20 protein-coding genes and 1 pseudogene are annotated in these 23572 nt (G+C 46.3%); 11 read left to right on the top strand and 10 right to left on the bottom strand.

Going from position 1 to position 23572, the window contains the following annotated elements:
* Positions 1–14: 14 nt before the first annotated feature.
* Complete coding sequence (gene bioB, locus I2494_RS17115) at positions 15–1052, bottom strand: biotin synthase BioB (RefSeq protein ID WP_218467987.1); 1038 nt, start codon at positions 1050–1052, stop codon at positions 15–17.
* 85 nt (positions 1053–1137) lie between these two features.
* Here bioB and bioA point away from each other — a divergent pair, with 85 nt between their 5' ends.
* The 7 genes from bioA to thiL all read left to right on the top strand — a co-directional run bounded on the left by bioA (position 1138) and on the right by thiL (position 7181).
* Entirely contained in the window at positions 1138–2424 is a 1287-nt protein-coding gene (gene bioA / locus I2494_RS17110; RefSeq protein ID WP_218467988.1) for an adenosylmethionine--8-amino-7-oxononanoate transaminase, read from the top strand.
* 24 nt (positions 2425–2448) lie between these two features.
* Positions 2449–3318 carry a DMT family transporter gene (locus tag I2494_RS17105; protein WP_218467989.1) on the top strand — a complete coding sequence of 290 codons (870 nt, stop codon included), beginning with the start codon at positions 2449–2451 and terminating at the stop codon, positions 3316–3318.
* Between the two features lie 174 nt (positions 3319–3492).
* Complete coding sequence (nrdR, locus tag I2494_RS17100) at positions 3493–3942, top strand: transcriptional regulator NrdR (protein ID WP_130590706.1); 450 nt, start codon at positions 3493–3495, stop codon at positions 3940–3942.
* Positions 3943–3949: 7 nt separating this feature from the next.
* A complete protein-coding gene (ribD, locus tag I2494_RS17095) occupies positions 3950–5059 on the top strand; it encodes a bifunctional diaminohydroxyphosphoribosylaminopyrimidine deaminase/5-amino-6-(5-phosphoribosylamino)uracil reductase RibD (RefSeq protein WP_218467990.1) in 1110 nt (369 codons plus the stop codon).
* Between the two features lie 110 nt (positions 5060–5169).
* A complete protein-coding gene (gene ribH / locus I2494_RS17090) occupies positions 5170–5640 on the top strand; it encodes a 6,7-dimethyl-8-ribityllumazine synthase (RefSeq protein ID WP_130590708.1) in 471 nt (156 codons plus the stop codon).
* 59 nt (positions 5641–5699) lie between these two features.
* Positions 5700–6125, top strand: a complete 426-nt coding sequence (gene nusB, locus I2494_RS17085; protein ID WP_130590709.1) for a transcription antitermination factor NusB — start codon at positions 5700–5702, stop codon at positions 6123–6125.
* An 84-nt stretch (positions 6126–6209) separates the two neighbouring features.
* Positions 6210–7181, top strand: coding sequence for a thiamine-phosphate kinase (thiL, locus tag I2494_RS17080; RefSeq protein ID WP_218467991.1), 972 nt, complete (start codon positions 6210–6212; stop codon positions 7179–7181).
* Between the two features lie 1153 nt (positions 7182–8334).
* Here thiL and dxs read toward each other — a convergent pair.
* The 3 genes from dxs to xseB are packed head-to-tail and all read right to left on the bottom strand — an operon-like array spanning position 8335 to position 11383.
* On the bottom strand, positions 8335–10200 hold the full coding sequence (dxs, locus tag I2494_RS17075; RefSeq protein ID WP_218467992.1) for a 1-deoxy-D-xylulose-5-phosphate synthase: 1866 nt from the start codon (positions 10198–10200) through the stop codon (positions 8335–8337).
* A gap of 38 nt (positions 10201–10238) precedes the next feature.
* Positions 10239–11141, bottom strand: coding sequence for a (2E,6E)-farnesyl diphosphate synthase (gene ispA, locus I2494_RS17070; protein ID WP_218467993.1), 903 nt, complete (start codon positions 11139–11141; stop codon positions 10239–10241).
* Positions 11141–11383: an exodeoxyribonuclease VII small subunit gene (xseB, locus tag I2494_RS17065; RefSeq protein WP_218467994.1), complete on the bottom strand. Its 243-nt coding sequence runs from the start codon at positions 11381–11383 to the stop codon at positions 11141–11143. Before xseB ends, ispA begins: the two co-directional genes overlap by 1 nt.
* A gap of 423 nt (positions 11384–11806) precedes the next feature.
* On the opposite strand from xseB, the gene I2494_RS17060 reads away from it, so the two are divergent.
* Positions 11807–13249: a protein adenylyltransferase SelO gene (locus tag I2494_RS17060; RefSeq protein ID WP_218467995.1), complete on the top strand. Its 1443-nt coding sequence runs from the start codon at positions 11807–11809 to the stop codon at positions 13247–13249.
* Positions 13250–13387: 138 nt separating this feature from the next.
* A complete protein-coding gene (gene thiI, locus I2494_RS17055; protein WP_218467996.1) occupies positions 13388–14842 on the top strand; it encodes a tRNA uracil 4-sulfurtransferase ThiI in 1455 nt (484 codons plus the stop codon).
* A gap of 368 nt (positions 14843–15210) precedes the next feature.
* Here thiI and ompC read toward each other — a convergent pair.
* Both ompC and yajL read right to left on the bottom strand, forming a co-directional pair.
* Positions 15211–16348, bottom strand: a pseudogene (gene ompC / locus I2494_RS17050) (porin OmpC).
* Positions 16349–17047: 699 nt separating this feature from the next.
* Positions 17048–17635, bottom strand: coding sequence for a protein deglycase YajL (gene yajL, locus I2494_RS17045; RefSeq protein ID WP_218467997.1), 588 nt, complete (start codon positions 17633–17635; stop codon positions 17048–17050).
* A gap of 119 nt (positions 17636–17754) precedes the next feature.
* Here yajL and I2494_RS17040 point away from each other — a divergent pair, with 119 nt between their 5' ends.
* Positions 17755–18246, top strand: coding sequence for a YajQ family cyclic di-GMP-binding protein (locus I2494_RS17040; RefSeq protein WP_218467998.1), 492 nt, complete (start codon positions 17755–17757; stop codon positions 18244–18246).
* A 63-nt stretch (positions 18247–18309) separates the two neighbouring features.
* The gene (locus I2494_RS17035) at positions 18310–18873 is read left to right on the top strand and encodes a hypothetical protein (protein WP_218467999.1); all 564 of its coding nucleotides are present in this window, start codon (positions 18310–18312) and stop codon (positions 18871–18873) included.
* A 74-nt stretch (positions 18874–18947) separates the two neighbouring features.
* Here the strand turns inward: I2494_RS17035 and I2494_RS17030 are convergent, their stop codons facing one another.
* From I2494_RS17030 to I2494_RS17015, 4 genes are all read right to left on the bottom strand, one after another.
* Positions 18948–19910, bottom strand: a complete 963-nt coding sequence (locus I2494_RS17030) for an ABC transporter permease (protein WP_218468000.1) — start codon at positions 19908–19910, stop codon at positions 18948–18950.
* A 2-nt stretch (positions 19911–19912) separates the two neighbouring features.
* Entirely contained in the window at positions 19913–20887 is a 975-nt protein-coding gene (locus tag I2494_RS17025) for an ABC transporter permease (protein WP_130590720.1), read from the bottom strand.
* Positions 20880–22361 carry a sugar ABC transporter ATP-binding protein gene (locus I2494_RS17020; protein ID WP_218468001.1) on the bottom strand — a complete coding sequence of 494 codons (1482 nt, stop codon included), beginning with the start codon at positions 22359–22361 and terminating at the stop codon, positions 20880–20882. The genes I2494_RS17025 and I2494_RS17020 overlap by 8 nt, the downstream gene beginning before the upstream one ends.
* Before the next feature lie 92 nt (positions 22362–22453).
* Positions 22454–23437 (bottom strand): autoinducer 2 ABC transporter substrate-binding protein, encoded by a 984-nt coding sequence (locus I2494_RS17015; protein WP_218468002.1) that lies wholly within the window; start codon positions 23435–23437, stop codon positions 22454–22456.
* Positions 23438–23572: the final 135 nt, after the last annotated feature.

Genomic DNA, 23572 nt, shown 5'->3' with positions numbered 1-23572 from the left:
CATTCTCTCCGACATTATAAGGCTGCATTGTAATAATACTCGGTGTCTGGTTCATTTAGCTGTTTAGCGATTTTTACCAATTGCTCGGTGTGGGTTTGTTCTATTTGCTGATTTTCAGGATTGAGTCCCAGCTTGCGAAAGAGCTTCAGGTCGCTGTTCTGTTCAGGATTCGGGGTAGTGAGTAATTTACAGCCATAGAAAATGGCGTTAGCGCCTGCCATAAAGCACATCGCCTGAGTTTGCTCATTCATCTGTTCGCGGCCGGCGGACAGACGGACGTAAGAGCGTGGCATCATAATACGCGCTATAGCGATAGTGCGAATAAACTCGAAAGGATCGATATCAGGGAGGTTATCTAACGGCGTGCCCGCGACTTTAACCAGCATGTTAATCGGCACACTCTCCGGCGGTTCAGGCATATTGGCTAACTGACGTAATAAGCCAGCGCGATCGGTGACCGATTCCCCCAGCCCGAGAATGCCACCAGAGCAGACTTTAATACCCGCCTGACGCACATAATCCAGCGTATTTAGCCGTTCCTGATAGCTACGAGTGGTAATAATCTGGTCATAGAATTCTGGTGAGGTGTCCAGATTGTGGTTGTAATAATCCAGTCCGGCTTGCTTTAGCCTCTCTGCCTGAGAAGGCGTAAGTGAACCTAACGTCATACAACTTTCCATTCCCAGCTCTTTTACACCACGGATCATCTGTTCCAGATAGGGCAGGTCGCGTTCATGAGGGTTTTTCCATGCGGCTCCCATACAAAAGCGTCCTGAACCGGCGGCCTTTGCCTGACGTGCAGATTCCAGCACCTGTTCTACCGCCATTAATGCTTCTGAAGTCAGGCCTGTTTTATAACGTGCGCTTTGCGGACAGTATTTACAGTCTTCAGGGCAGTTACCGGTTTTAATGGATAACAAGGTGCTGACCTGAATTTGTCGGGGATCGAAGTGTTTACGGTGTACCTGTTGTGCGGTGAAAAGTAACTCAAGCAGTGGCGTATCAAAAAGGGCTTGGGTTTGTGCTGCGCTCCAGCGTTCAGTCTGATTCATAGGTAGTCCGATCAATAATCTGTTGGTTTTGAAAAACTTTAATTGTAAACTAATTTTATGTCAATTTAGTTTACGGTTGTTTTTTATGTTTTCAGATATCCAATTTGACCAGCGCCATATCTGGCATCCCTATACTTCGATGATTCAGCCATTGCCCTGTTATCCGGTGAGTTCTGCTCAGGGTGCTTCACTCTTTTTGCAGGATGGTTCTGAGTTAGTTGATGGTATGTCATCCTGGTGGGCCGCAATTCATGGTTATAACCACCCCATATTGAATCAGGCAGTCAGCCAACAGTTAGTCAAAATGGCACATGTGATGTTTGGTGGTATTACTCATCAGCCAGCTATCGAATTGTGCCGCCGTTTGATTGAAATAACTGAACCAGAGTTGGAAACGGTTTTTCTGGCAGACTCCGGCTCAGTTGCCGTTGAAGTTGCGATGAAAATGGCACTGCAATACTGGCAGAGTAAGGGAGAACAGCGACATCAGTTTCTGGCTTTGCGTCACGGTTATCATGGAGACACATTTGGGGCTATGTCGGTGTGCGATCCACACAATTCGATGCATAGCCTGTACCAGGGTTTTTTACCGCAAAATCTGTTTGCCGACGGGGTGGATATTCCTTTTTCTGGCGAATGGCAGGAAGGGGCGATGGACTCTTTTTCCCGTTTGATGGAACAGCATCAACAAGATATTGCCGCCGTTATTCTGGAACCTATTGTACAGGGTGCCGGAGGAATGCGTTTTTATCATCCTGAGTATCTCAAACGTATACGCCAGCTCTGTGATAAATACCAGATTCTGATGATTACTGATGAAATTGCGACGGGCTTTGGTCGTACCGGCAAACTGTTTGCCTGTCAGCATGCAGGTATTTCACCGGATATTCAATGTGTAGGAAAGGCGCTAACCGGAGGCTATATGACGCTCTCTGCGGTGATGACGACGCGTAATGTGGCTGAAGTAATCAGTCAGGGAGAGGCTGGATGCTTTATGCATGGCCCTACATTTATGGCTAACCCTCTGGCCTGTGCGGTTGCCTGTGCCAGTTTAGATCTGCTGGCTGAAAATCACTGGCAATCTCAGGTGTCTCAAATTGCTGATGTACTGGAACAAGGATTACGTCCGCTGGAAGATTCACCTTATGTACAGCAGGTGAGAGTACTGGGGGCGATTGGTGTCGTTGAAGTGACTAAACCTGTCGATATGGCCAGTCTGCAAAAATTCTTTGTGGCTCAGGGGGTATGGATTCGGCCGTTTGGCAAACTAATCTACTTAATGCCGCCCTATATTATTCAACCTGAACAGCTATCGTTGCTCATCGAGGCTATCCGTCACGCGGTATCCCGGCCTGACATTCTTTTTGGTTAATTTGCTATTCACTCCGGAGTGGTCATGCCATTTTTAATTATTACTACTGTTATCTGGTCGTTCTCATTTAGTCTGATTGGCGTTTATCTGGCGGGGCAGGTTGATCCCTGGTTCTCTATTCTGATGCGGGTTGGTTTAGCGACGCTATTGTTTGTACCGTTTATGCGTTTTAGTGGCATAAGTTTTAAAGCCTGTATTGCTTTTATGGCAGCAGGTGCGTGTCAACTGGGAATTATGTATCTGTTCTACTATCAGTCATTTCTCTATTTAACTGTGCCGGAAGTGTTGTTGTTTGGCATTACCATGCCAATTTACGTCACACTGATTTACGATTTACTGAAGGGACAATCGCTGCGTTGGGGTTACCTGTTTAGCGCTTTATTAGCCGTGTTGGGCGCAGGCGTAATTAATTTCAGTCATCCAAGAGAGAATTTCTGGTTTGGTATGTTAATCATCCAGACTGCTAACTTTTTCTTTGCATTAGGGCAGGTTGGCTATAAGCGTGCGATGGAGCTTTATCCAATGCCTTCACGGCAGAGTAGCGCATTGTTTTATTTGGGGGCGTTATGTGTAGCCATAGTGGCATGGCTATTGTTGGGTAATGTAGAACAATTGCCAACCACTTCTGTACAGTGGGGAATATTGGTCTGGCTGGGATTAGGTGCTTCTGGCATGGGATACTTTATGTGGAATTATGGTGCCGGAAAAGTGGATGCCGGCACGCTGGCAATTATGAATAATGCCATGATACCGGTTGGTTTAATGGTGAATTTTCTTATCTGGCAGGAAGAGCCTGAATGGGGAAAAACCCTGGCGGGAGGGGCCATTATGTTGCTGTCATTATGGATCCATAAGCGCTGGGTCGTTATTGAAGATAAAATGGTGAAAGCCTGAATATTTGGCAATCCACTTCTTTAAATTAAGATTACTGATATATTCAACCGGTATTGATTATCATTAATTATCTGCTTTCTGGGCCTTAGCTATATCACTATTTAGCTGGGGCGTTTAAAATGGTAGATCAATATATGAGTATGCTTTTCCCCGGAAATATTTTCAGGAGATGTTATGCATTGCCCTTTTTGTGCCGCCGTTGATACCAAAGTCATTGATTCACGTCTGGTCGGTGATGGCTCTCAGGTACGCCGCCGCCGCCAATGTTTAGTTTGCCATGAGCGCTTTACTACGTTTGAAGTGGCAGAACTGGTAATGCCACGAGTGATTAAAAGCAATGAAATTCGCGAGCCCTTTGATGAAGAGAAATTACGTCGGGGTATGTTAAAGGCGTTGGAGAAACGACCGGTTAATTCCGATGATATTGAGATGGCCATCAGCCATATTAAATCTCAATTACGAGCTACCGGTGAACGCGAAGTTCTGGCATCCCTGGTGGGCAACCTGGTAATGGATGCTTTGAAAAAATTAGATAAGGTTGCCTATATTCGTTTTGCTTCGGTTTACCGTAGTTTTGAAGATATTCGAGAATTTGGTGAAGAAATCGCCAAGCTACAGGACTGATTGCCCTATGCAGAATGACGCAAAGTATATGTCACGAGCGCTTGAGCTGGCCTGGCAAGGGCGTTTTACCACCACGCCTAATCCTAATGTTGGCTGTGTGCTAGTGCGCGATGGAGAAATCGTTGGTGAGGGATACCATCACAGAGCAGGCGAACCGCATGCTGAAGTTCATGCGTTAAGCATGGCAGGAGAAAAAGCGCGGGGAGCGACGGCCTATGTTACGCTGGAGCCTTGCAGCCATCACGGACGCACCCCGCCTTGTGCTGATGCGCTAATTAATGCCGGGGTTAAGCGTGTGGTTGCTGCGATGCAAGATCCTAATCCTGAAGTGGCTGGTCGTGGTCTGTATCGCCTACAGCAGGCAGGAATTGAAGTTGAACATGGCGTGATGATGGCGGAAGCCGAAGCGGTTAATCGAGGTTTCTTTAAACGCATGCGCACCGGTTTTCCTTATCTTCAGCTTAAGCTGGCGGCGTCGCTGGATGGCAAAACGGCCATGGCTTCAGGTGAAAGTCAGTGGATCACCTCGGTAGATTCCCGTCGCGATGTTCAACAGTTCAGAGCACAGAGTTCAGCTATTTTAAGCACCAGTGCTACAGTGCTGGCAGATAACCCATCATTAAACGTGCGTTGGGAAGAACTGGACAGCCAAACGCACGATATTTATCCTAAAAACTCATTACGCCAGCCTGTCAGAGTGATTCTGGACAGCCAGAATCGTTTAACGCCGGATCTTAAACTATTTTCACTACCCGGTGATATCTGGTTAGTGCGTACCCACAAAGGTGATGAAGTCTGGCCTGATAACGTTGAGCAGCTTATTGTTCCGGCTTATCAGGGAGGAATCGATCTGGTTGTGCTGATGATGCAACTGGGACGTCGCCAGATAAATACAGTCTGGACTGAAGCAGGGCCAACCATTGCCGGCGCTTTATTACAGGCGGGTATAGTGGATGAGCTGGTATTGTATCTGGCACCTAAACTGCTGGGAGATGATGCCCGTGGATTATGTAAACTTCCCGGTCTCAGCCAACTGGCCCAGGCTCCTGAGTTTAAATTACAGCATGTACAGCAGGTCGGTGAGGACTTACGTTTACGCCTTGTGCCTCGCAGTTAGTTGCAGTAATTGTGCGCAGATAGCAAATCCGCAGCGCCACAACTGAAAGAATATGATAGAATCCGCCCCCTTGTCGGGTTATTGAATCAAGAAACCAAGGATATACTTTTATGAACGTTATCGAAGGTATTGTTGCAGCACCACAAGCCCGTGTTGCCATTGCTATTGCTCGTTTTAACAATTTTATTAACGATAGTCTGCTGGAAGGGGCTATTGATGCATTAAAACGTATTGGTCAGGTTTCTGATTCAAATATCACTGTAGTTTGGGTACCGGGTGCTTATGAATTGCCTTTAGCTGTTCGCACTCTGGCTGATACCGGTCGTTATGATGCGGTTATTGCATTAGGTACTGTTATTCGCGGTGGTACTGCACACTTTGAGTATGTTGCTGGTGAATGTAGCTCTGGTTTATCCAGCGTTGCCATGGAAAGCCAAATTCCGGTTTCTTTCGGTGTACTGACAACAGAAAATATTGAACAGGCTATCGAACGTGCCGGAACCAAAGCCGGTAACAAAGGTGCCGAAGCGGCCATGACCGCACTGGAAATGATTAATGTAATTAAGGCAATCAAAGCGTAAGCATGGGTTACACCCAGCTGTAAACATTGATTGTCTGACTAAGATTTGAGGGAAACCCTGTGAAACCTGCAGCTCGTCGCCGCGCCCGCGAGTGCGCCGTTCAGGCGTTATACTCCTGGCAATTATCCAAAAATGATATTGCCGATGTTGAATTACAATTTCTGACGGAACAGGATGTTAAAGATGTCGATTTAACTTACTTCCGTGAGCTGTTTTCCGGCGCGGCCACCCATGCGGGTGAACTGGATAAATTGATGGCACCTTATCTGTCCCGTACTCTGGATGAGCTGGGCCAAATTGAGAGAGCTATTTTACGCGTTGCTGTTTACGAACTGAGCAAACGTGAAGATATCCCTTATAAAGTCGTTATCAATGAGGCTATTGAGTTAGCCAAAATCTTTGGTGCTGATGACAGCCATAAATTTGTTAATGGCGTGCTGGATAAAGTCGTTCCTCGTTTGCGCGTACGTAACGCCAAGCAATGAGTCTTATCCTGATTCACCATTAAGAGTTCTGATAAGGCCGGCAATGCCGGCCTTATTGTTAAGTTCGACTGGAGTACCGCTATTATGTCGTGCAGTGAATTTGACGTTATTGCCCGCTATTTCAATCGGCAAAGTACCATCCGTAAAGACGTGTTGTTGGGGATTGGTGATGATTGTGCCTTACTTATCCCTTCACAAAAACAGTATCTGGCTATTAGTACCGACACTCTGGTGTCCGGCATCCATTTTCTTCCTGATATCGATCCTGCTGATTTAGGTTACAAATGTCTGGCGGTTAACTTAAGCGATCTGGCGGCGATGGGCGCCGATCCCGCCTGGGTTTCTCTGGCACTAACCCTGCCTGAAGTCGATGAGCCCTGGCTGGCCAGCTTTAGTGAAAGCCTGTTTGGATTGCTGGACTACTACGGAATGCAACTGGTTGGTGGTGATACCACTAAAGGCCCACTCAGCCTGACGTTGACCATTAACGGTTGGGTACCTGTTGATAAACAACTAACCCGTAGCGGCGCTAAGGTAGGACACTGGATCTACGTGACCGGTTGGCCCGGTGATAGTGCAGCTGGCCTGGCTATTTTGCAGGGTAAGCTGGAAGTAGAAAATCAGGAACAGCGAAACTATCTGGTAAAACGCCATCTCCGTCCCCAGCCACGCATTTTAATGGGGCAGGGCATGCGTCAGTTAGCAACGGCGGCTATTGATATTTCTGACGGCCTGTTACCGGATTTAGGTCATATTCTGAAAGCCAGCGGTTGTGGTGCCAGAGTCCATCTCGATCGATTAGTCTTTTCATCAGCGCTGACGGACAACTGCAGCCGAGAACAGGCAATTCGCTGGGCACTGACCGGTGGTGAAGACTACGAACTATGCTTCACTGTACCAGAAGATAACCGAGGGGCTCTGGATACCGCACTTTCTGGTTTAGGTATTCCTTATAACTGTATTGGACAGATTACTGCCAATGGTGGATTGCAGTTGTTGGATGGGAATCAGGCGGTGGAGTTTGAGGGGAGTGGGTATGATCACTTCGATGAGTAATATCTTTTAGGAAACAAAAAAGGAAGTTTAGTTTTGGTGCTGGCTTGGAACTGTGAGTAAAGAATTATTAGACTCTGAGTAGGTTTCGTCCGCAAATAATGCAGTGCCAAGCCAGACTACCGTGCTGCGGCCGAGCAAGAGGCGTTAAGGCGAACGCCTCCTGCACCTCCGCGCCTTCGCACACGAATCCAGGTCGCTACGCGACTGCCTTTCATGATTCAGTTTTGAGTAAATTTCGTCCGCAAATAATGTCGTTTCTTGCTTGACGACTGTGCTGCGGCCGAGCAAGAGGCGTTAAGGCGAACGCCTCCTGCACCTCCGCGCCTTCACACACGAATTCAGGTCGCTACGCGACTGCCTTTCATGATTCAGTTTTGAGTAAATTTCGTCCGCAAATAATGTCGTTTCTTGCTCGATGACTGTGTGGCGGCCGAGCAAGAGGCGTTAAGGCGAACGCCTCCTGCACCTCCGCGCCTTCGCACACGAATTCAGGTCGCTACGCGACCACCTTTCATGATTCAGTTTTGAGTAAATTTCGTCCGCAAATAATGTCGTTTCTTGCTTGATGACTGTGTGGCGGCCGAGCAGGAGGCGTTAAGGCGAACGCCTCCTGCACCTCCGCGCCTTCGCACACGAATTCAGGTCGCTACGCGACTGCCTTCCTCCTTCGTTCGGGCTCACGCACCGGCATGGATTCGTTCCAGACGAAGCCATGCCTCGCCAAACATCCATGTTTGGCGTGCTACCCTCTCTCACTCGTCAGCTGAATTCCAGTGCTCCTGAAGATCAAAAGATTAGTTAGCATTCAGGGGCGTTGCCCCTGAATATGTATTTGGTTTTGGTTTTGGTTTTGGTTTTGGTTTTGGTTTTGGTTTTGGTTTTGGTTTTGGTTTTGGTTTTGGTTTTGGTTTTGGTTTTGAGTTTTTTGTCTTTTAGCCGAATTCAATCGGAGGGAGAGATTTACAGGCTTGCGCTGGCCCGAAGGGCAAAACACCGAAGGTGTTTTGTAACTGCCCCTAGGGAATCTAGGCCCGACGCGCTCTACAGCTAAGTACTGATGGTCTTCCGGCCGGGCACAGCGATCATATAACCACATAGCTATTACGGCCGGAATACCCTCAGAAGCCGATTTGCAAAACAATCAGCCAAAGTACTACTTATTACCCCATTCCCGATACTGCGCAACAATCCCCTCGGCATCAAGCCCTAACCCCGCCCGAACCTCGTCCTGTCCACCCTGAGCAATAAACTCATCAGGCAATCCAAGATTCAATACCGGAACAGTTTTACGATGCGCCATCAGTAGCTCATTCACTCCACTACCGGCACCGCCCATAATGGCGTTCTCCTCCAGAGTGATGAGTTCATCGTGGGACTCAGCAAGCTCCAGAATCAGTGATTCATCTAAAGGCTTAACAAAACGCATATCCACAACGGTAGCATTTAACTGCTCGGCAGCCTGTAGGGCATCTGGCAGCAAGGTACCAAAGTTAAGAATCGCTACTTTTTCACCGTTACGACGAACTTTAGCTTTCCCCATCGGTAACATGGCAAGCGGTTCCAGCTCAATGCCAATACCGTTACCTCGTGGATAACGTACCGCAACCGGGCCGTCCTGATAGTGATAGCCGGTATACAGCATTTGGCGACATTCATTTTCATCGCTTGGAGTCATCACCACCATTTCAGGGATACAGCGTAAATAGCTGAGGTCAAAAGCACCCTGATGGGTTGGGCCATCGGCTCCAACGATGCCACCACGATCGATGGCAAACATCACCGGGAGTTTCTGGATGGCCACATCGTGGATAACCTGATCGTATGCCCGCTGGAGGAAAGTAGAGTAAATCGCCACAACGGGATTATATCCACCGATTGCCAGCCCGGCAGCAAAGGTAACTGCATGCTGCTCAGCGATAGCAACGTCAAAATACTGATCCGGATATTCGCGGGAGAAACGCACCATGCCTGAACCTTCGCGCATCGCAGGAGTAACCGCCATCAGCTTTTTGTCATTAGCCGCGGTCTCGCATAGCCAGTCACCAAACACGCTGGAATAGCTTGGATGAGCGCTACCGCCTTTTTGCTGAGTGCCGGTTGCCGGATCGAACTTCGGTACACCATGCCAGCCAATAGGGTCTTTCTCTGCTGGCGCATAGCCTTTACCCTTTTTGGTCATAATATGCAGTAATTGAGGCCCTTTCAGGCTACGCATATTTTTCAGGGTTTGAACCAGCGCCTGTACGTCATGCCCGTCAACCGGGCCAATATAGTTAAAACCGAACTCTTCAAACAGCGTACCCGGTACCACCATACCTTTCAGGTGCTCTTCGGTGCGTTTAACCAGTTCTTTGATTGGCGGTAAGCCAGATAGCACCATCTTCCCGCTTTCGCGCAGGGTGGAATAAAGCTTACCGGAGAGAATTTGAGCTAAATGATTATTCAGTGCACCCACGTTTTCTGAAATCGACATTTCATTGTCGTTCAGGATAACCAGCATATCGGGTTTAACATCACCGGCGTGGTTCATGGCTTCAAATGCCATACCGGCGGTAATGGCACCATCGCCAATAACACAGGCAACGTGACGGCCTTTAGCTTCACGCTGGGCGGCAATGGCTAACCCCAGGCTGGCACTGATTGATGTGGAAGAGTGGCCTACTGACAGCACATCATATTCACTCTCTTCGCGCCATGGGAAAGGGTGCAGCCCATCTTTTTGACGAATAGTGGGCATTTGATCGCGGCGACCAGTAAGGATCTTATGGGGATAAGCCTGATGTCCCACATCCCAGACGATATGGTCGAATGGCGTATTATAGACGTAGTGTAACGCCACGGTCAGTTCCACGGTACCCAGGCCAGAAGCCAGATGACCGCTGGAGCGACTGACGCTGTTCAGCAGATATTCACGCAGCTCATCACAGAGCTTCGGTAGGTTATCTTTTGATATCAGGCGCAGGTCGTCGGGGCTATTAATTAACGCCAACAATGGATATCGATTTATATCAAGACTCATCCAAAACTCGTCTAAAATTATTTGCTTAAATGTGCAGTTTAGTTATCACGTTCGATAACAAAACCGGCCAGTGCTTCCAGCGAAGCCGTATTATAAGACTGTGATGCTAATTCCGATAGTGCATCCATTGCTTCCCGATACAGATCCAACGCTTTAGCCTGTGCGCCATCAATACCAAGCAGGGCAGGGTAGGTACTCTTTTCGTGTTGTAAATCCGAACCCTGACGCTTACCGGTCTTCTCTGTTGCTCCAACGACATCGAGAATATCATCCTGCACCTGAAAGGCTAAGCCAATGGCATTAGCATAACGATCCAGAACGGGCAGGATAGCTTTACCGCGTTCACCGGCAGCCAGTGCTGCAAGACGAATTGCAGAACGAATTAATGCACCGGTTTTATGGCGGTGAATGCGTTCCAGCTCTTCTAAGTTAGTTTTTTTCTTTTCTGCTTCCAGATCCAGTGCTTGCCCGGCACACATACCGGCGGCACCGCTGGCGTAGGCCAGTTCGCTAATCATGGCTAAACGGGATGTGGTTTGCACATCCGGCATTGGTGCGTCGCTCAGGATAGAAAATGCCAGAGTTTGTAGTGCATCACCCGCCAGAATCGCATGAGCTTCACCAAATTTAATATGACAGGTTGGCTGACCGCGACGTAAATCATCATCATCCATTGCCGGTAGATCGTCATGAATCAATGAATAGGCATGAATACACTCAATAGCTGCTGCCGGAGCATCCATATTTTCAGCACTTAAACCGAGCATTTCACCGGTGGCATAGACCAAAAATGGCCGCAGACGCTTTCCCCCTAATAGGGCACCATAACGCATGGCTTCCACGAGAGGGGCCTGATTGAACGGTAAGGCCGATAGGTAATGTTCCAGTGCCCGATCGACACGCTGGCGATGTTCTGATTGAAGCTGAGTAAACGATGACATCAGGCTTCATCCTGATTAAAAGGGGACAACGGGGCTTCAGGTTCAGTATTTAACAGTATCTGAACCCGTTGTTCAGCCTGTTGTAATTGTTGCTGACCCTGACGCGCCAGTTGAATACCGCGCTCAAACTCGTTTAATGCTTCTTCCAGTGGAAGGTCGCCACTTTCAAGACGATTCACAATGTGTTCCAGCTCACCTAATGCAGTTTCAAAACTGGCTGGCTGAGGTGTTTTTTTCGGCATTTTTGGCATATCTAATAGTGGCTTCGATTAAATGTTATCTTTAATAAATAACCGCATTAGCGGATGTTGAAAGCATCAACCAGCGTAAAATCATCAAGGATGATGGGCATTACGCAGATAATACACCGCTCATACCAACGATGCTGATTATTTTGTCGGCGATGGTTAAATAATACCTAAGTTATAGCGTGGAGTTTACCATTAAATGACCCATAAAAATGATAATTAACCATGAAATTGTGCAGTGGTACATATTATCAATATTTTACTCATAAGGAGTGAGGCCCGAATTGGCGGCGCTGCTAATAGAAATTCAACAAAAAGCGATAATCCCCTACACTTGGTCGGTGTTAATTCCTTCATCTGAGCACTACACTGGTTTTATCTCAATTAATAGCGATGCCAGCACCCATGATTTCAACGATGCCAAAATTCATTCATTCCTATTACGATGAACTTCCGGGTTTTTATACTGAGCTGGAACCAACACCGTTGACTCACGCGCGGTTGTTATATCACAGCCAGCCATTGGCAAAGGCGCTGGGGCTGGATGATTCGCTGTTTTCCGGAGATAACCAGAAAATCTGGTCAGGGGAGACGTTACTGGCAGGAATGAAACCGTTGGCTCAAGTATACAGCGGCCATCAGTTTGGCGTTTGGGCAGGGCAACTTGGTGATGGACGTGGGATTTTATTGGGCGAGCAACTGACCGACAGCGGAAAAAAGGTGGACTGGCATCTGAAAGGTGCAGGTCTGACGCCCTACTCGCGTATGGGAGATGGCAGGGCGGTATTGCGCTCGGTAGTCAGAGAGTTTTTAGCTTCTGAAGCACTTCATCATTTAGGTATTCCAACTACCCGCGCATTATCCATTGTGACCAGTGAACAACCGGTGTTTCGCGAACAACCCGAGCCGGGAGCTATGCTAATGCGAATTTCTGAAAGTCATATTCGCTTTGGTCATTTCGAACATTTTTATCGACGTAATCAGCAGGAGCAGGTGCAGCAATTGGCGGATTACGCTATCAGGCACCATTGGCCTCAATGGCAGGAACAGCCAGAGCGCTATTTTCTTTGGTTTAAAGATATTGCTGAGCGAACGGCTGAAATGATCGCACTCTGGCAATCAGTAGGTTTTGCTCATGGCGTAATGAATACCGACAATATGTCGATTTTGGGTATCACTATTGATTTTGGCCCCTATGGCTTTCTGGATGATTATTCTCCGGAATACATTTGTAATCATAGCGATTATCAGGGGCGCTATGCCTTCAGTAATCAACCCGCAGTGGCTTATTGGAATTTGCATCGATTAGCCAATGCGCTATCGGGTTTAATGACGATGGAGCAGCTACAGGCTGGTTTAGCCGCATATGAACCTGCTTTAATGACAGCCTATGGTCGACTGATGAGAGCCAAATTGGGCTTTTTCACTCAGGATCCACAGGATAATGATCTGTTGAATCAGCTGTTAGATATGATGGCAAAAGAGAAGCGCGATTATACCCATACCTTCCGTTTGTTAAGCGATGTTGAGCAAGGAAGTGCAAAAATAGCCTTACGTGATGAGTTTATTGATCGTCAGAATTTTGATAGTTGGTATCAGGCATGGCGTAAGCGTCTACAGCAGGAACAAGTGGATGATACTCAGCGCCAACAGGTCATGAAAAATGCTAATCCACAGCGAATATTACGTAATTATCTGGCCCAAAAAGCAATAGAAGCGGCTGAAAAAGAAGATATCAGTGTACTGGCTCATATTCATCAGGGATTAATGAATCCTTATGCTGACTCCCCGGAATTTAGCGATTTAGCCGCGTTACCGCCAGACTGGGGAAAACGACTGGAAATCTCCTGCTCCAGCTAATTTCAGATAGAAATCCATGAAATATTCCTCCGGCGCAGATTGTTTAGTGCGCCGATTGCCTTTCCGGGTGTATACTCCACGCCCAGAAATCTATCATCCTTTTCATTCGATTTAACGACGTAAGTACTCGCAACTATCATGAAGTTTATCATTAAGCTGTTCCCTGAAATTACTATCAAAAGCCAGTCTGTGCGTATGCGCTTTATCAAAATTCTGACCGGAAACGTGCGTAACGTTTTAAGGCAGCGTATTGAAGAGTGTGCGGTGGTTCGCCATTGGGACTTTCTGGAAGTCAGAACCAAAGATCCGGCTAATGGCCCGATTATTCGGGATGCACTGACGCGAATTCCCGGTATTCATCACATTCTTGAAGTGGATGAAACCCCTTATACCGATATGCACAATATCTTCGAACAGACACTGGCGAACTATCGTGAACAGTTAGAAGGTAAAACGTTTTGTGTGCGGGTGAAACGCCGTGGCAAACAGGATTTTAACTCTCAGGATGTGGAGCGTTATGTCGGCGGTGGTTTAAACCAGCATATTGAGTCGGCAAAAGTGAATTTGACCAATCCTGACGTGACCGTGCGTTTAGAGATCGAAGACGATCGCCTGATTATGGTTCAGGCTCGCTATGAAGGTCTGGGTGGTTTCCCGATCGGTACTCAGGAAGATGTGTTGTCACTGATTTCCGGTGGTTTCGATTCTGGTGTTTCCAGCTATATGCTGATGCGTCGTGGTTGCCGGGTTCATTACTGCTTCTTCAATTTGGGTGGTGCAACCCATGAAATTGGCGTTAAGCAGGTAGCCCATTATATCTGGAGTCGGTTCGGTAGCTCCCATAAGGTTCGCTTTATTTCCGTCGATTTTGCTCCAGTGGTGAGCGAAATTCTGGAAAAAGTGGATGACGGTCAAATGGGTGTAGTGCTTAAACGTATGATGGTCAGAGCTTCTTCCGCGATTGCTGAGCGTTATGGCGTTCAGGCTATTGTCACCGGTGAAGCCTTGGGTCAGGTTTCCAGCCAAACCTTAACCAACCTGCGTTTAATTGATAATGCCTCTGATACGTTGATTCTGCGTCCGCTGATTTCCCATGATAAAGAGCACATTATCAATATGGCTCGCCAGATTGGTACTGAAGATTTTGCCAAAACCATGCCTGAGTTTTGCGGTGTGATCTCAAAAAGCCCAACAGTGAAGGCCGTGAAGGCTAAGATTGAAGCTGAAGAGGCAAACTTTGATTTCGGTATTCTGGATAAAGTTGTTGAGCAGGCGGTGAATATTGATATTCGCCAGATAGCGGAACAGACTCAGCAGCAAATCACTGAAGTAGAAACGGTTGCCGCGTTTGGCAGTAATGATGTGATTATTGATATTCGTTCATCAGATGAGCATGAAACCAGCCCGCTGAAGTTGAATGAAGTTAGTATCAAACATATTCCATTCTACAAGTTGAGTACGGCATTTAGCGAACTGGATAAGTCGAAAACCTATCTGTTGTATTGCGATCGTGGTGTGATGAGCCGTTTGCAGGCGCTATATTTGCAGGAGCAGGGGTATAGTAATGTGAAGGTTTATCGCAAGAGTGCTTAAGCTCGCATGCCGGTCGGACACTTTTCTTTAAATTGCATGATGTTTTTACGACCGGAACAATCTGTAAAGCTAACCTAATCTTGTTCTAAATAGTTTGAAAGGCCTTAAATCGGGTCTTTCAAACTGCTGACAAACCTCACAAATCAGCTCCCGCGAGTATTCCGACCGTAAAAACACTGTGCTTATATTTGCACCGATAACGGTCGGTAAACCGTCTGTACTCAGTTATGGAGCGCGTTGGGCCTGGCCGGGTTAGGGGCGCTTCGTTGGCTTACGCCAAGTCGACCCCAACACCCGTCCCTCCCAACGATTGGTTGTTAAAGATACAACACTGAACTATCAGTAGTTTTCATATAGTAAAAATAATATCAGAACTGATACACCAAACCGGTCGCTACAATATTATCGGTGGAGATACCGTTATCCTTGTAGAAACTGTTGTCGTCTAACAGGTTGATTTTGTAGTCCACATAGGCTGAGAAGTTTTTGTTGAAGTATTGGGTTACGCCAACGTCAGCATATTTCACCAGATCCTGATTGTCGTTGTACTGACCATTATCGGTGTTCAGGTCTTTCCCCTTGGATTGCAGATAGGCAAGTGAAGGGGCTAAGCCAAACTCAAACTGGTACTGCGCGACCACTTCGTAGTTTTGCGTTTTATTAGCAATGCCATCGCCGCCATATGGCGTCATGTTATTGGTTTCTGAGTACATGGCCGCCAGATAGACATTATTGGCGTTATAACGCAGACCTGCGGTCCAGGCTTGAGCATTATCGCCACCGGCAATATTTCCTCCCGCCGCTTTTTGCTCACCAGTACGATTAGATAAACTGTAGGCCGCACCTAAGCTGATACCTTCACCAATATCATAGGTGGAAGAGATACCCCAACCGTCGCCATTTTGATGTTGAACATCGTGGGGGTTACGGCTCAGGTTTTCACATACGGAAGTACCACCGGATTCTTCACAATTCTGTCCGTCATTTTTACCCTGATATTGAACGGCAAAATTCAAACCTTCAACCAGACCAAACAGGTCGGTATTACGGTAAGTTGCGACGCCATTAGCGCGGCTAACCATATAGTTATCTGCTCCGGTGTAACTGTCACCACCAAATTCTGGCAGCACGTCGGTCCAGCCCTCTACATCGTATAAAATACCGTATACGGCCATAATCCAGAGAGCCCGCGATACGATGTTTTATTCCGGCATAAGCCAGTCGGGTGAAGCTTTGATTGCTGCTATCTTCTGTGTTACTGGCAAGAACGTTGTATTCCCACAGTCCAAAGCCAACCACATCTTCGTTGACCTGAGTTTCACCTTTAATACCAAAACGGGTGTAGGTTGCATCGCCATCCTGACTGTTGTCCGATGAGAAGTAATGTAAACCATCTATTTTTCCATACAGGTTTAGTTTATTTCCATCCTTGTTATAGATTTCGGCCCCATGTGCTGCACCGGCAGCAACGATGGTTGAGATGAGCACTGCTATTACTTTTTTCATATATTATGGCCTGTGGTGATAATGATAAAAACAAGGCGTGAGATTAAATCCCGTTACTTGCAGTTTGAGCTTAGTAATTAAATAAATTTCTGGTTATTAATAAAATGTAAATAAAGGATAAAGAATAAATATAAATGTTTCTGTACGTCTTTAATAAGACATCAGGCATGAGGTTATGCGGAAGCATTATTATGATTAATCTAAATAAGTTTATTTAAATATCAGAAATGCAACACAGATATTTGCTTCGCAAAAGATATCTTGAATAAATTTAATTTTCAGTTAATTGACATTAAGGAAACTTATAAACCACATGAATTATATGTTATTTATCAACCAGGCTGCACATTATCAGTGCAGTCTGAGGATGGGTAATATTACTGGTATAACATTTAATCAGGTTGAAAATTGAACTGATTTTGTTGTTTGAAAAATAATAATAACCTTTTTAATCATTCATGTTTATTTTCAGACAACAAATTATTCTTTAATTGAACTATTTATTTTTTTGAGCTGCTTTATTATTTCTTATTTGTTTTGATTTATTATAGTGCAAAAATGCACAAGTAAAGTGCAGAAAATATATTTTTTATGCTGATTAACGAGATTTAATCATCAGAAATTATCGCTGACTAAAGACACCTCAATGTTTAATTAAAAAAGAGTAGGGCGCGGAGCAGAAGCGCTCCGCAAAACGCCTTAAAGATAGGCGTATATTCCCGGTGCGACGATAAGTTGCTCGGCAACTTCTGCGGCTTTATCGCGGTTGACCAATAGCTCAATTAATTTCAGACCAAAATCGATTGAAGTTCCCGGGCCCTGACTGGTGACCAGATTGACACGCTCATCATAGTTGACCCGGCGATCTACCCATTTATTCTCCGGGATCATATGCTTAAAGCCCGGATTAACCGCCATATTTCCTACAGGGAACAGCTTGTGGTGTTCCAGTACCAGAGCAGGAGCCGCACAAATTGCGGCGACAATGTTACCGCTAAGGTGAGTCTGGCGAACTCTTTCTACTAACAGTGGGCTATCCCGAAAGCATTCGGCACCCTTTACACCACCAGGAAGGACGACCACATCAAAATGTTCATCAGCGATATCAACCAATGCATGGTCGGCAACTAATTTTACGCCCCGGGAACAGACAATATTCAGACAACCATCCCCTTCGACGCTGGCAGTGATAACCTCGATTCCACCGCGAACCAGCAGGTCAATGGTGGTAACCGCTTCGGTTTCCTCAGTGCCGTGAGCCAGGCAAACCAGTGCTCTAGGTGCCATTTAGTACTCCTTAATCAATAAGATTGTCTGCCTGATAGGTTGTGCAGGCGTGAATATAACCGTTATCATGCATAACATTATTTGTTATTAAAAGAGCCATCATAAAAAAGGAAGAAGTTATGCCATCTTTCGATATTGTATCTGAAATTGATATGCCTGAAGTCCGTAATGCGGTGGAGAATGCCAGCCGTGAGCTGACTAACCGTTGGGATTTCCGTAACATTCCCGCCAGTTTTGAGCTGAATGAGAAGAATGAAAGCGTCAAGGTTGCCAGTGAATCTGAGTTTCAGGTTCAGCAGCTGCTGGATATTCTACGCGATAAGTTTGCTAAACGCGGTATTGATGCCGGGGCGTTAGAAATCCCTGATGAGATGGTACACAGCGGCAAGACATACAGTGTAGAAGTTAAGCTGAAGCAGGGTATTGAAACCGATGTGGCTAAGAAAATTATTAAGCTGATCAAAGATAATAAACTTAAAGTGCAGGCTCAAATTCAGGGCGATCAGGTACGCGTTACTGGCAAATCTCGCGATGACTTACAGGGCGCAATGGCGCTGGTGAGAGGTGCTGAGTTAGGGCAGCCATTCCAGTTTAATAACTTTCGCGACTAAGGGAATGAACCCAATGCCAGACAGTGCCGTAAAGCTGTCTGGCTTAATTGAAATGGAGTTTGTATGAGTAAGGCTGGTGTGCTGAAAAACTATTCCCGGCTATTACCGCTGTTTATCGGCGCTGGAATCCTGCTGAGTGGATGTAATAACAGATACGAACAGCAGCAGCTTGAGTTTGCCGAGTATTGTGCACAGGTTGAAACATTGGGCGGTATAGATTTTTCCTTCTCCGGTTTTACTTATGATGAATTAAAAGAAGTAGCGGTAAAGCATGAACGGGATGGAGAAATTATCGACCAGTTCACTTTACACGTTGATACCTACAGCTTTAAATCTGGTGAAAATAACTTTTCCCTGTACGACTATAGCCGGAAACTGCACGTTCGGGATAAGTACACCATCAGCGTTTCAGACCAGCAAATTTTTGTGTTAAACGGCATGAAAACTAAGGTGATACAGCAACCTGACGCTGTGGCGAAAGGGGATGGATGTAACCTGAGCGGCTATTCGCTAAATGGCGTTTCGGTAGAGAGTTATGCTTCTCCGGTGTTTACCAAGCTTGAGGTTGTTGACAATAAGAACGTCAAAAAAAATAAAAAGAGTAAGAAGAGAAGAGTCAAAAGGTAATCGGTATTGAACTGCAATTTTTATATGGCCCGGAATATTGATTCCGAGCCATAGTCTTACCAAAGCAATTTAGTTTAGCGCCCAAACAGTCTGGAGAGATTAATCCCTTTCAGGAAGATGAAGGCCAGTAATAACCCGCCCCACAGCGCCATTGTAATGTAACTGCTTACCCCCAGAATATTCAGCCCGCTTTCCAGCATCTGTAATAAGATCAGCGCCATTACCATGCCAAATACTTTGCCAAATCCACCGTCCGGATTTATTCCACCTAGTACGGCTGCCAGAATCGACACCAGTAGATAGGATTCCCCATAGGATGCTTTGGCGGAGTTGAGTTTAGACATCATCAACAGCGCAGCAACCACACAGAGTATGGACGATAGAATGTATACCCAGACGATAGTTTTACGGGTGTTAATACCGGAGTAATGGGTTGCCTGTTCATTAGAGCCGATCAGATAGATGGTGCGACCAAACGCTGATTTCTCCAGAATCACCCATATCACAGCAACCACGGCTAAAAAGACTAACAGTGGTACCGGAATGCCCAACAGATTAGTGCTGTTAATCGCCAGAATATAGTCAGGGAAATTAGAAATAGCCGAGCCGCGGGATATTAAAATATTAATCCCGTTCAGCAATGTCATAATGCCGAGCGTTGCCAGAATAGGGGATACTCTGACTACCGCAATCAGAAAACCATTCACACTGCCGATAACTATAGCCATTGCTAAACCCGCAAGCAGTACCAATGCCATACTGCCAACGCTCGGTGGATAATGGGTGGCTACCCAAGCCATCACCAACCCACAGGCGTTCATGGTGGCAATAATCGACAGGTTAATTCCCCCTGTGAGCATGGTAATGGCCATTGCCAGTGCCAATACCCCAAGTACCGGCATTTGTGAGGCAATAGACTGAAAGTTAGCGGATGACCAGAAAATATCAGGGATCAGAAAACTGAAGGTAATAACCACCAGCCCAATCAGCAGACTCAGGTAAATCTCTACATTATCTTTTACTTTTCTTGCGCTCATGGTTATACCCCCTGACCTTTACGCTGGCTCCAGGCCGTCATACTGACGCTGATAACGATCACCAAACCGGTAACCACAGTATGCCAGTAGGAGGAAATCCCCAGTAAGTTCAGGCCATTTTGCAGTACAGCCAGCAAAATAACCCCTAACAAAGTTCCTAACAGCGTACCTCGTCCACCCACAATGCTGGTACCACCTAATACAACAGCCGCCAGTACCGTTAGCTCATAGCCCAACAGTGAATCCGGAGCCACGGTTAAAACCGTTGCAGATTGAACCACACCCGCTACGCCGGACATTAATCCCATATAGCCATACACAAACAGTTGAAGCTTAAAGATGCCAAAACCCATGCGAGAAGCAGCTTCTTTGTTGCCACCCATGGCGTAGATCATTCGGCCGATGCTGGTCTTATTCATGATGATGCCGGTCAGGGCAATCACCACAATCAGGGTGATAATTTGCAGGCTTAAACCATAATCATAACCATCTGCTGCGGTGAATTTGAACAGCATAACCCCTTGTTCAAACCACTCAGGGTAACTGTATAGCCATACTCCTTTGGTGAGGTAGAGTAGCAATCCGTAGAAGATATTCAGGGTTGAGATAGTGATGATAATAGAAGGAACTTTAAGCCGGTTAACCAACACCGCGTTAACCATACCCAGTAGCAAACCAATACCGCCGGACAGGGCGAAAGCAATGGCAAAGTTACCGGTAGTCCCCTGAATCAAAGTAACCATCACATATTGGGAAATAATGGTCATTGCCGGGAAAGAGATATCAATACCACCGGAGATCAGAACAATAAACAGACCGCAGGCCAGTATGGTCAGCATAGCGTAGTTATTGACCAGATCGTAAATATTGCCAAAGGTCATAAAGTCCGGGCTGGCAAAAGAGAGATAACCACCAATCACCAGAATGGTTAAGCTCAAAAACAGTTCATGTGGCTTGATGCCTAATTTATTAACCATTGACCACCTCTGCCAGGGCCGCTTCCGTTGTTTCACCCGGTAAATATTCTGCAGTGATTTCACCTTTACGCATCACTAAAATCCGATGGCTGTTAAAGAAGGCTTCATCGATTTCATCGGTGATCATCAGTACTGCAATACCTTTTTGTGATAGCGCAGAGATAATCTGATAAATACCGGCCTTATTGGCGATATCTACCCCAACCGTAGGGGAGTCAAGGATCAGAACTTTAGGGTTGATTGCCAGCCATTTGGCAATGGCAACCCGCTGGGCATTGCCACCGGAAAGGGTATTAACCGGTAGGTTTACGCTGCCGATTTTTATTGTTAACTGTTCAACTAAATCCACTACGACGCTGTCGGCCTTTGGTCTATTTAGCAACTGAAGCGGGGTTTTCAGACGATTCAGTACCGTGGAGATAATGTTGTCATTGATGGATTGTTCCATCACGAGCCCTGTACTCATCCGGTCTTCGGAGACGTAACCAATACCGGCTTTAATGGCTTCCCGATTGCTGGCGAAGTTAATCGATTTTCCTTCCAGCAGGATTTCACCCGAATCAGGTTTAGTGAGGCCAAACAGGCTAAGACAAAGCTCAGTTCGGCCCGCACCAAGCAGGCCGGTAATGGCGACAATTTCGCCTTTATGCAGGCTGAAGGATATCTGGTTATATTCCTGGCCGCGGCAGAGATTTTTTACTTCCAGCGCGACAGCATCTTTTTCCTGAATGGGTGGCAGAACCGCGTAGGAGAACTCTTTACCAGTCATCAGGAAGGCCAGTTTTTTATTATCGATTTCTGTAGCCGGGTAAGTGCCTACCAGCTTGCCATCTTTTAATACGGTAATGCGATCGGAGATTTCCATCACTTCGTCCAGCCGGTGGCTAACGAAGACTACGCAAATATTTCTTTTTTTCAGGTCATGAACCACCCGCAGTAAGCCTTTTACTTCCTGCATAGTCAGAGAGGCGGTAGGTTCATCCATAATAATCAGTTTGGCTTCTTGCGACAGCGCACGGCAAATAGCGACAATTTGGCGCTGGGCAATAGGCAGGGATTCGACGGTAACATCAAGATCCAGCTGGGCGTCAATGCTTTTAATAGTAAGTTCGGCGATTCGGCGAATTTCACGCTTATTAACCAATAAGTTATGGTGATATTGATTAATGCCGATGTTTTCAGCAACGGTTAAATTGGGAAACAGCGATAGATCCTGATAGATAACCTGAATACCGGCTTTCACTGAATCAATCGGGGAAAGGTGAGAGTATGATTTACCATTGATGGTAATTTCAGCCCCCGCGTCCGGCTGGTAAACGCCAGAAATAATTTTAATCAGCGTTGATTTTCCACAACCATTTTGCCCGGCCAGACAGTGAACTTCTCCCGGTAACAGCGTCAGGGCAATGTTATCCAGCGCCTTAACACCATAGAAGGTTTTGCTGATATTACCCAGTGAAATAAAGGGTTCCATTTTTACCTCTTGTTAACTTGTCACCCATTTGTAGCAAACTGCTGTGTTTTTGCTTCCCCTGCCGTGGGTTACCGGCAGGGGAGGTAGAGCGATTAATACAGGCTATCGATGTTTTCTTTGGTGACGCGCAGAACTCTATGGAATTTGATAATGCGTTTATCCATATCTACATCAGCTTTACCCAGATTTGGAATATCCAGATCTTTGGTAATCTCTTCGCCTTTAAGGATCTTGTTCGCAACGGCGGTCAGCGCATAACCTGCGGAAGCCGGGTCATAGGTTACGCCCATGGCGATATCACCGCTTTTAATCAGTGATGCTGCCTGAGATGGGATCATCATGCCGTAAACGAAAACTTTACCGCGAGCACGTTTTTCTTTAACGGCACGGCCAGCACCAATAGGGCCTTGTGAACCAAAGGCGACAACCCCTTTCATAGCCGGATAAGCTTTCATCAGATCCAGCGTAGTGCGGCGAGCATCATCAATGTTTTCTGCCACAGGCATACGGCTGGTAACTTCAAACATTTCCGGATAGTGCTCTTTTTGGTATTTAACAAACAGATCGGCCCACAGGTTGTGCTGAGGAACGGTCAGACTACCAACATAGATGACGTAACCGCCTTTGCCGCCCATGGCTTTTGCCATTTCTTCTACGTTATCGGCAGCAAATTTTTCATTGTCGATGATTTCAACGTCCCAGTTAGCGCTTGGCTGCCCTGGTGATTCGTTGGTTAATACTACGATGCCTTCACTACGGGCTTTTTTGAAGACGGGTTCCAACACATCGGCGTCATTTGGCACGATAGTGATAGCGGAGACTTTCTTGGCGATTAAATCTTCAATAATTTTAACTTGTTGAGGGGCGTCAGTACTGGATGGGCCAACCTGATAGGCTTTAATTCCCAAATCTTTTCCGGCATTGGTTACCCCTTCACCCATCCGGTTAAACCATGGCATGCCCCCAATTTTGGAAATATTAACGACTTCAACTTCTTTTGCCATTGCGGCGGTAGAACAAACCATTAACCCCAATAAACTGGCGGATAATAGTTTAGCCAAATTCATTTTACTCATTTCATACCTCGGGCTGGTGGTAAAAATAATTCACGTTAATGATTTTGTTTATGCGGAGATAAACAAAATACCCATTTCTTTTTTGCGCACAGTTACATCATATTCAGCGATAAAGGAGTGAATTTGCCGTAATTA

Origin of the sequence: Limnobaculum allomyrinae (genome assembly GCF_016649425.1) — a bacterium.
Lineage (GTDB): Bacteria > Pseudomonadota > Gammaproteobacteria > Enterobacterales > Enterobacteriaceae > Limnobaculum > Limnobaculum allomyrinae.
The sequence above is the reverse complement of the archived record's forward strand: the minus strand, read 5'-3'. Positions and strand labels throughout refer to the sequence as shown.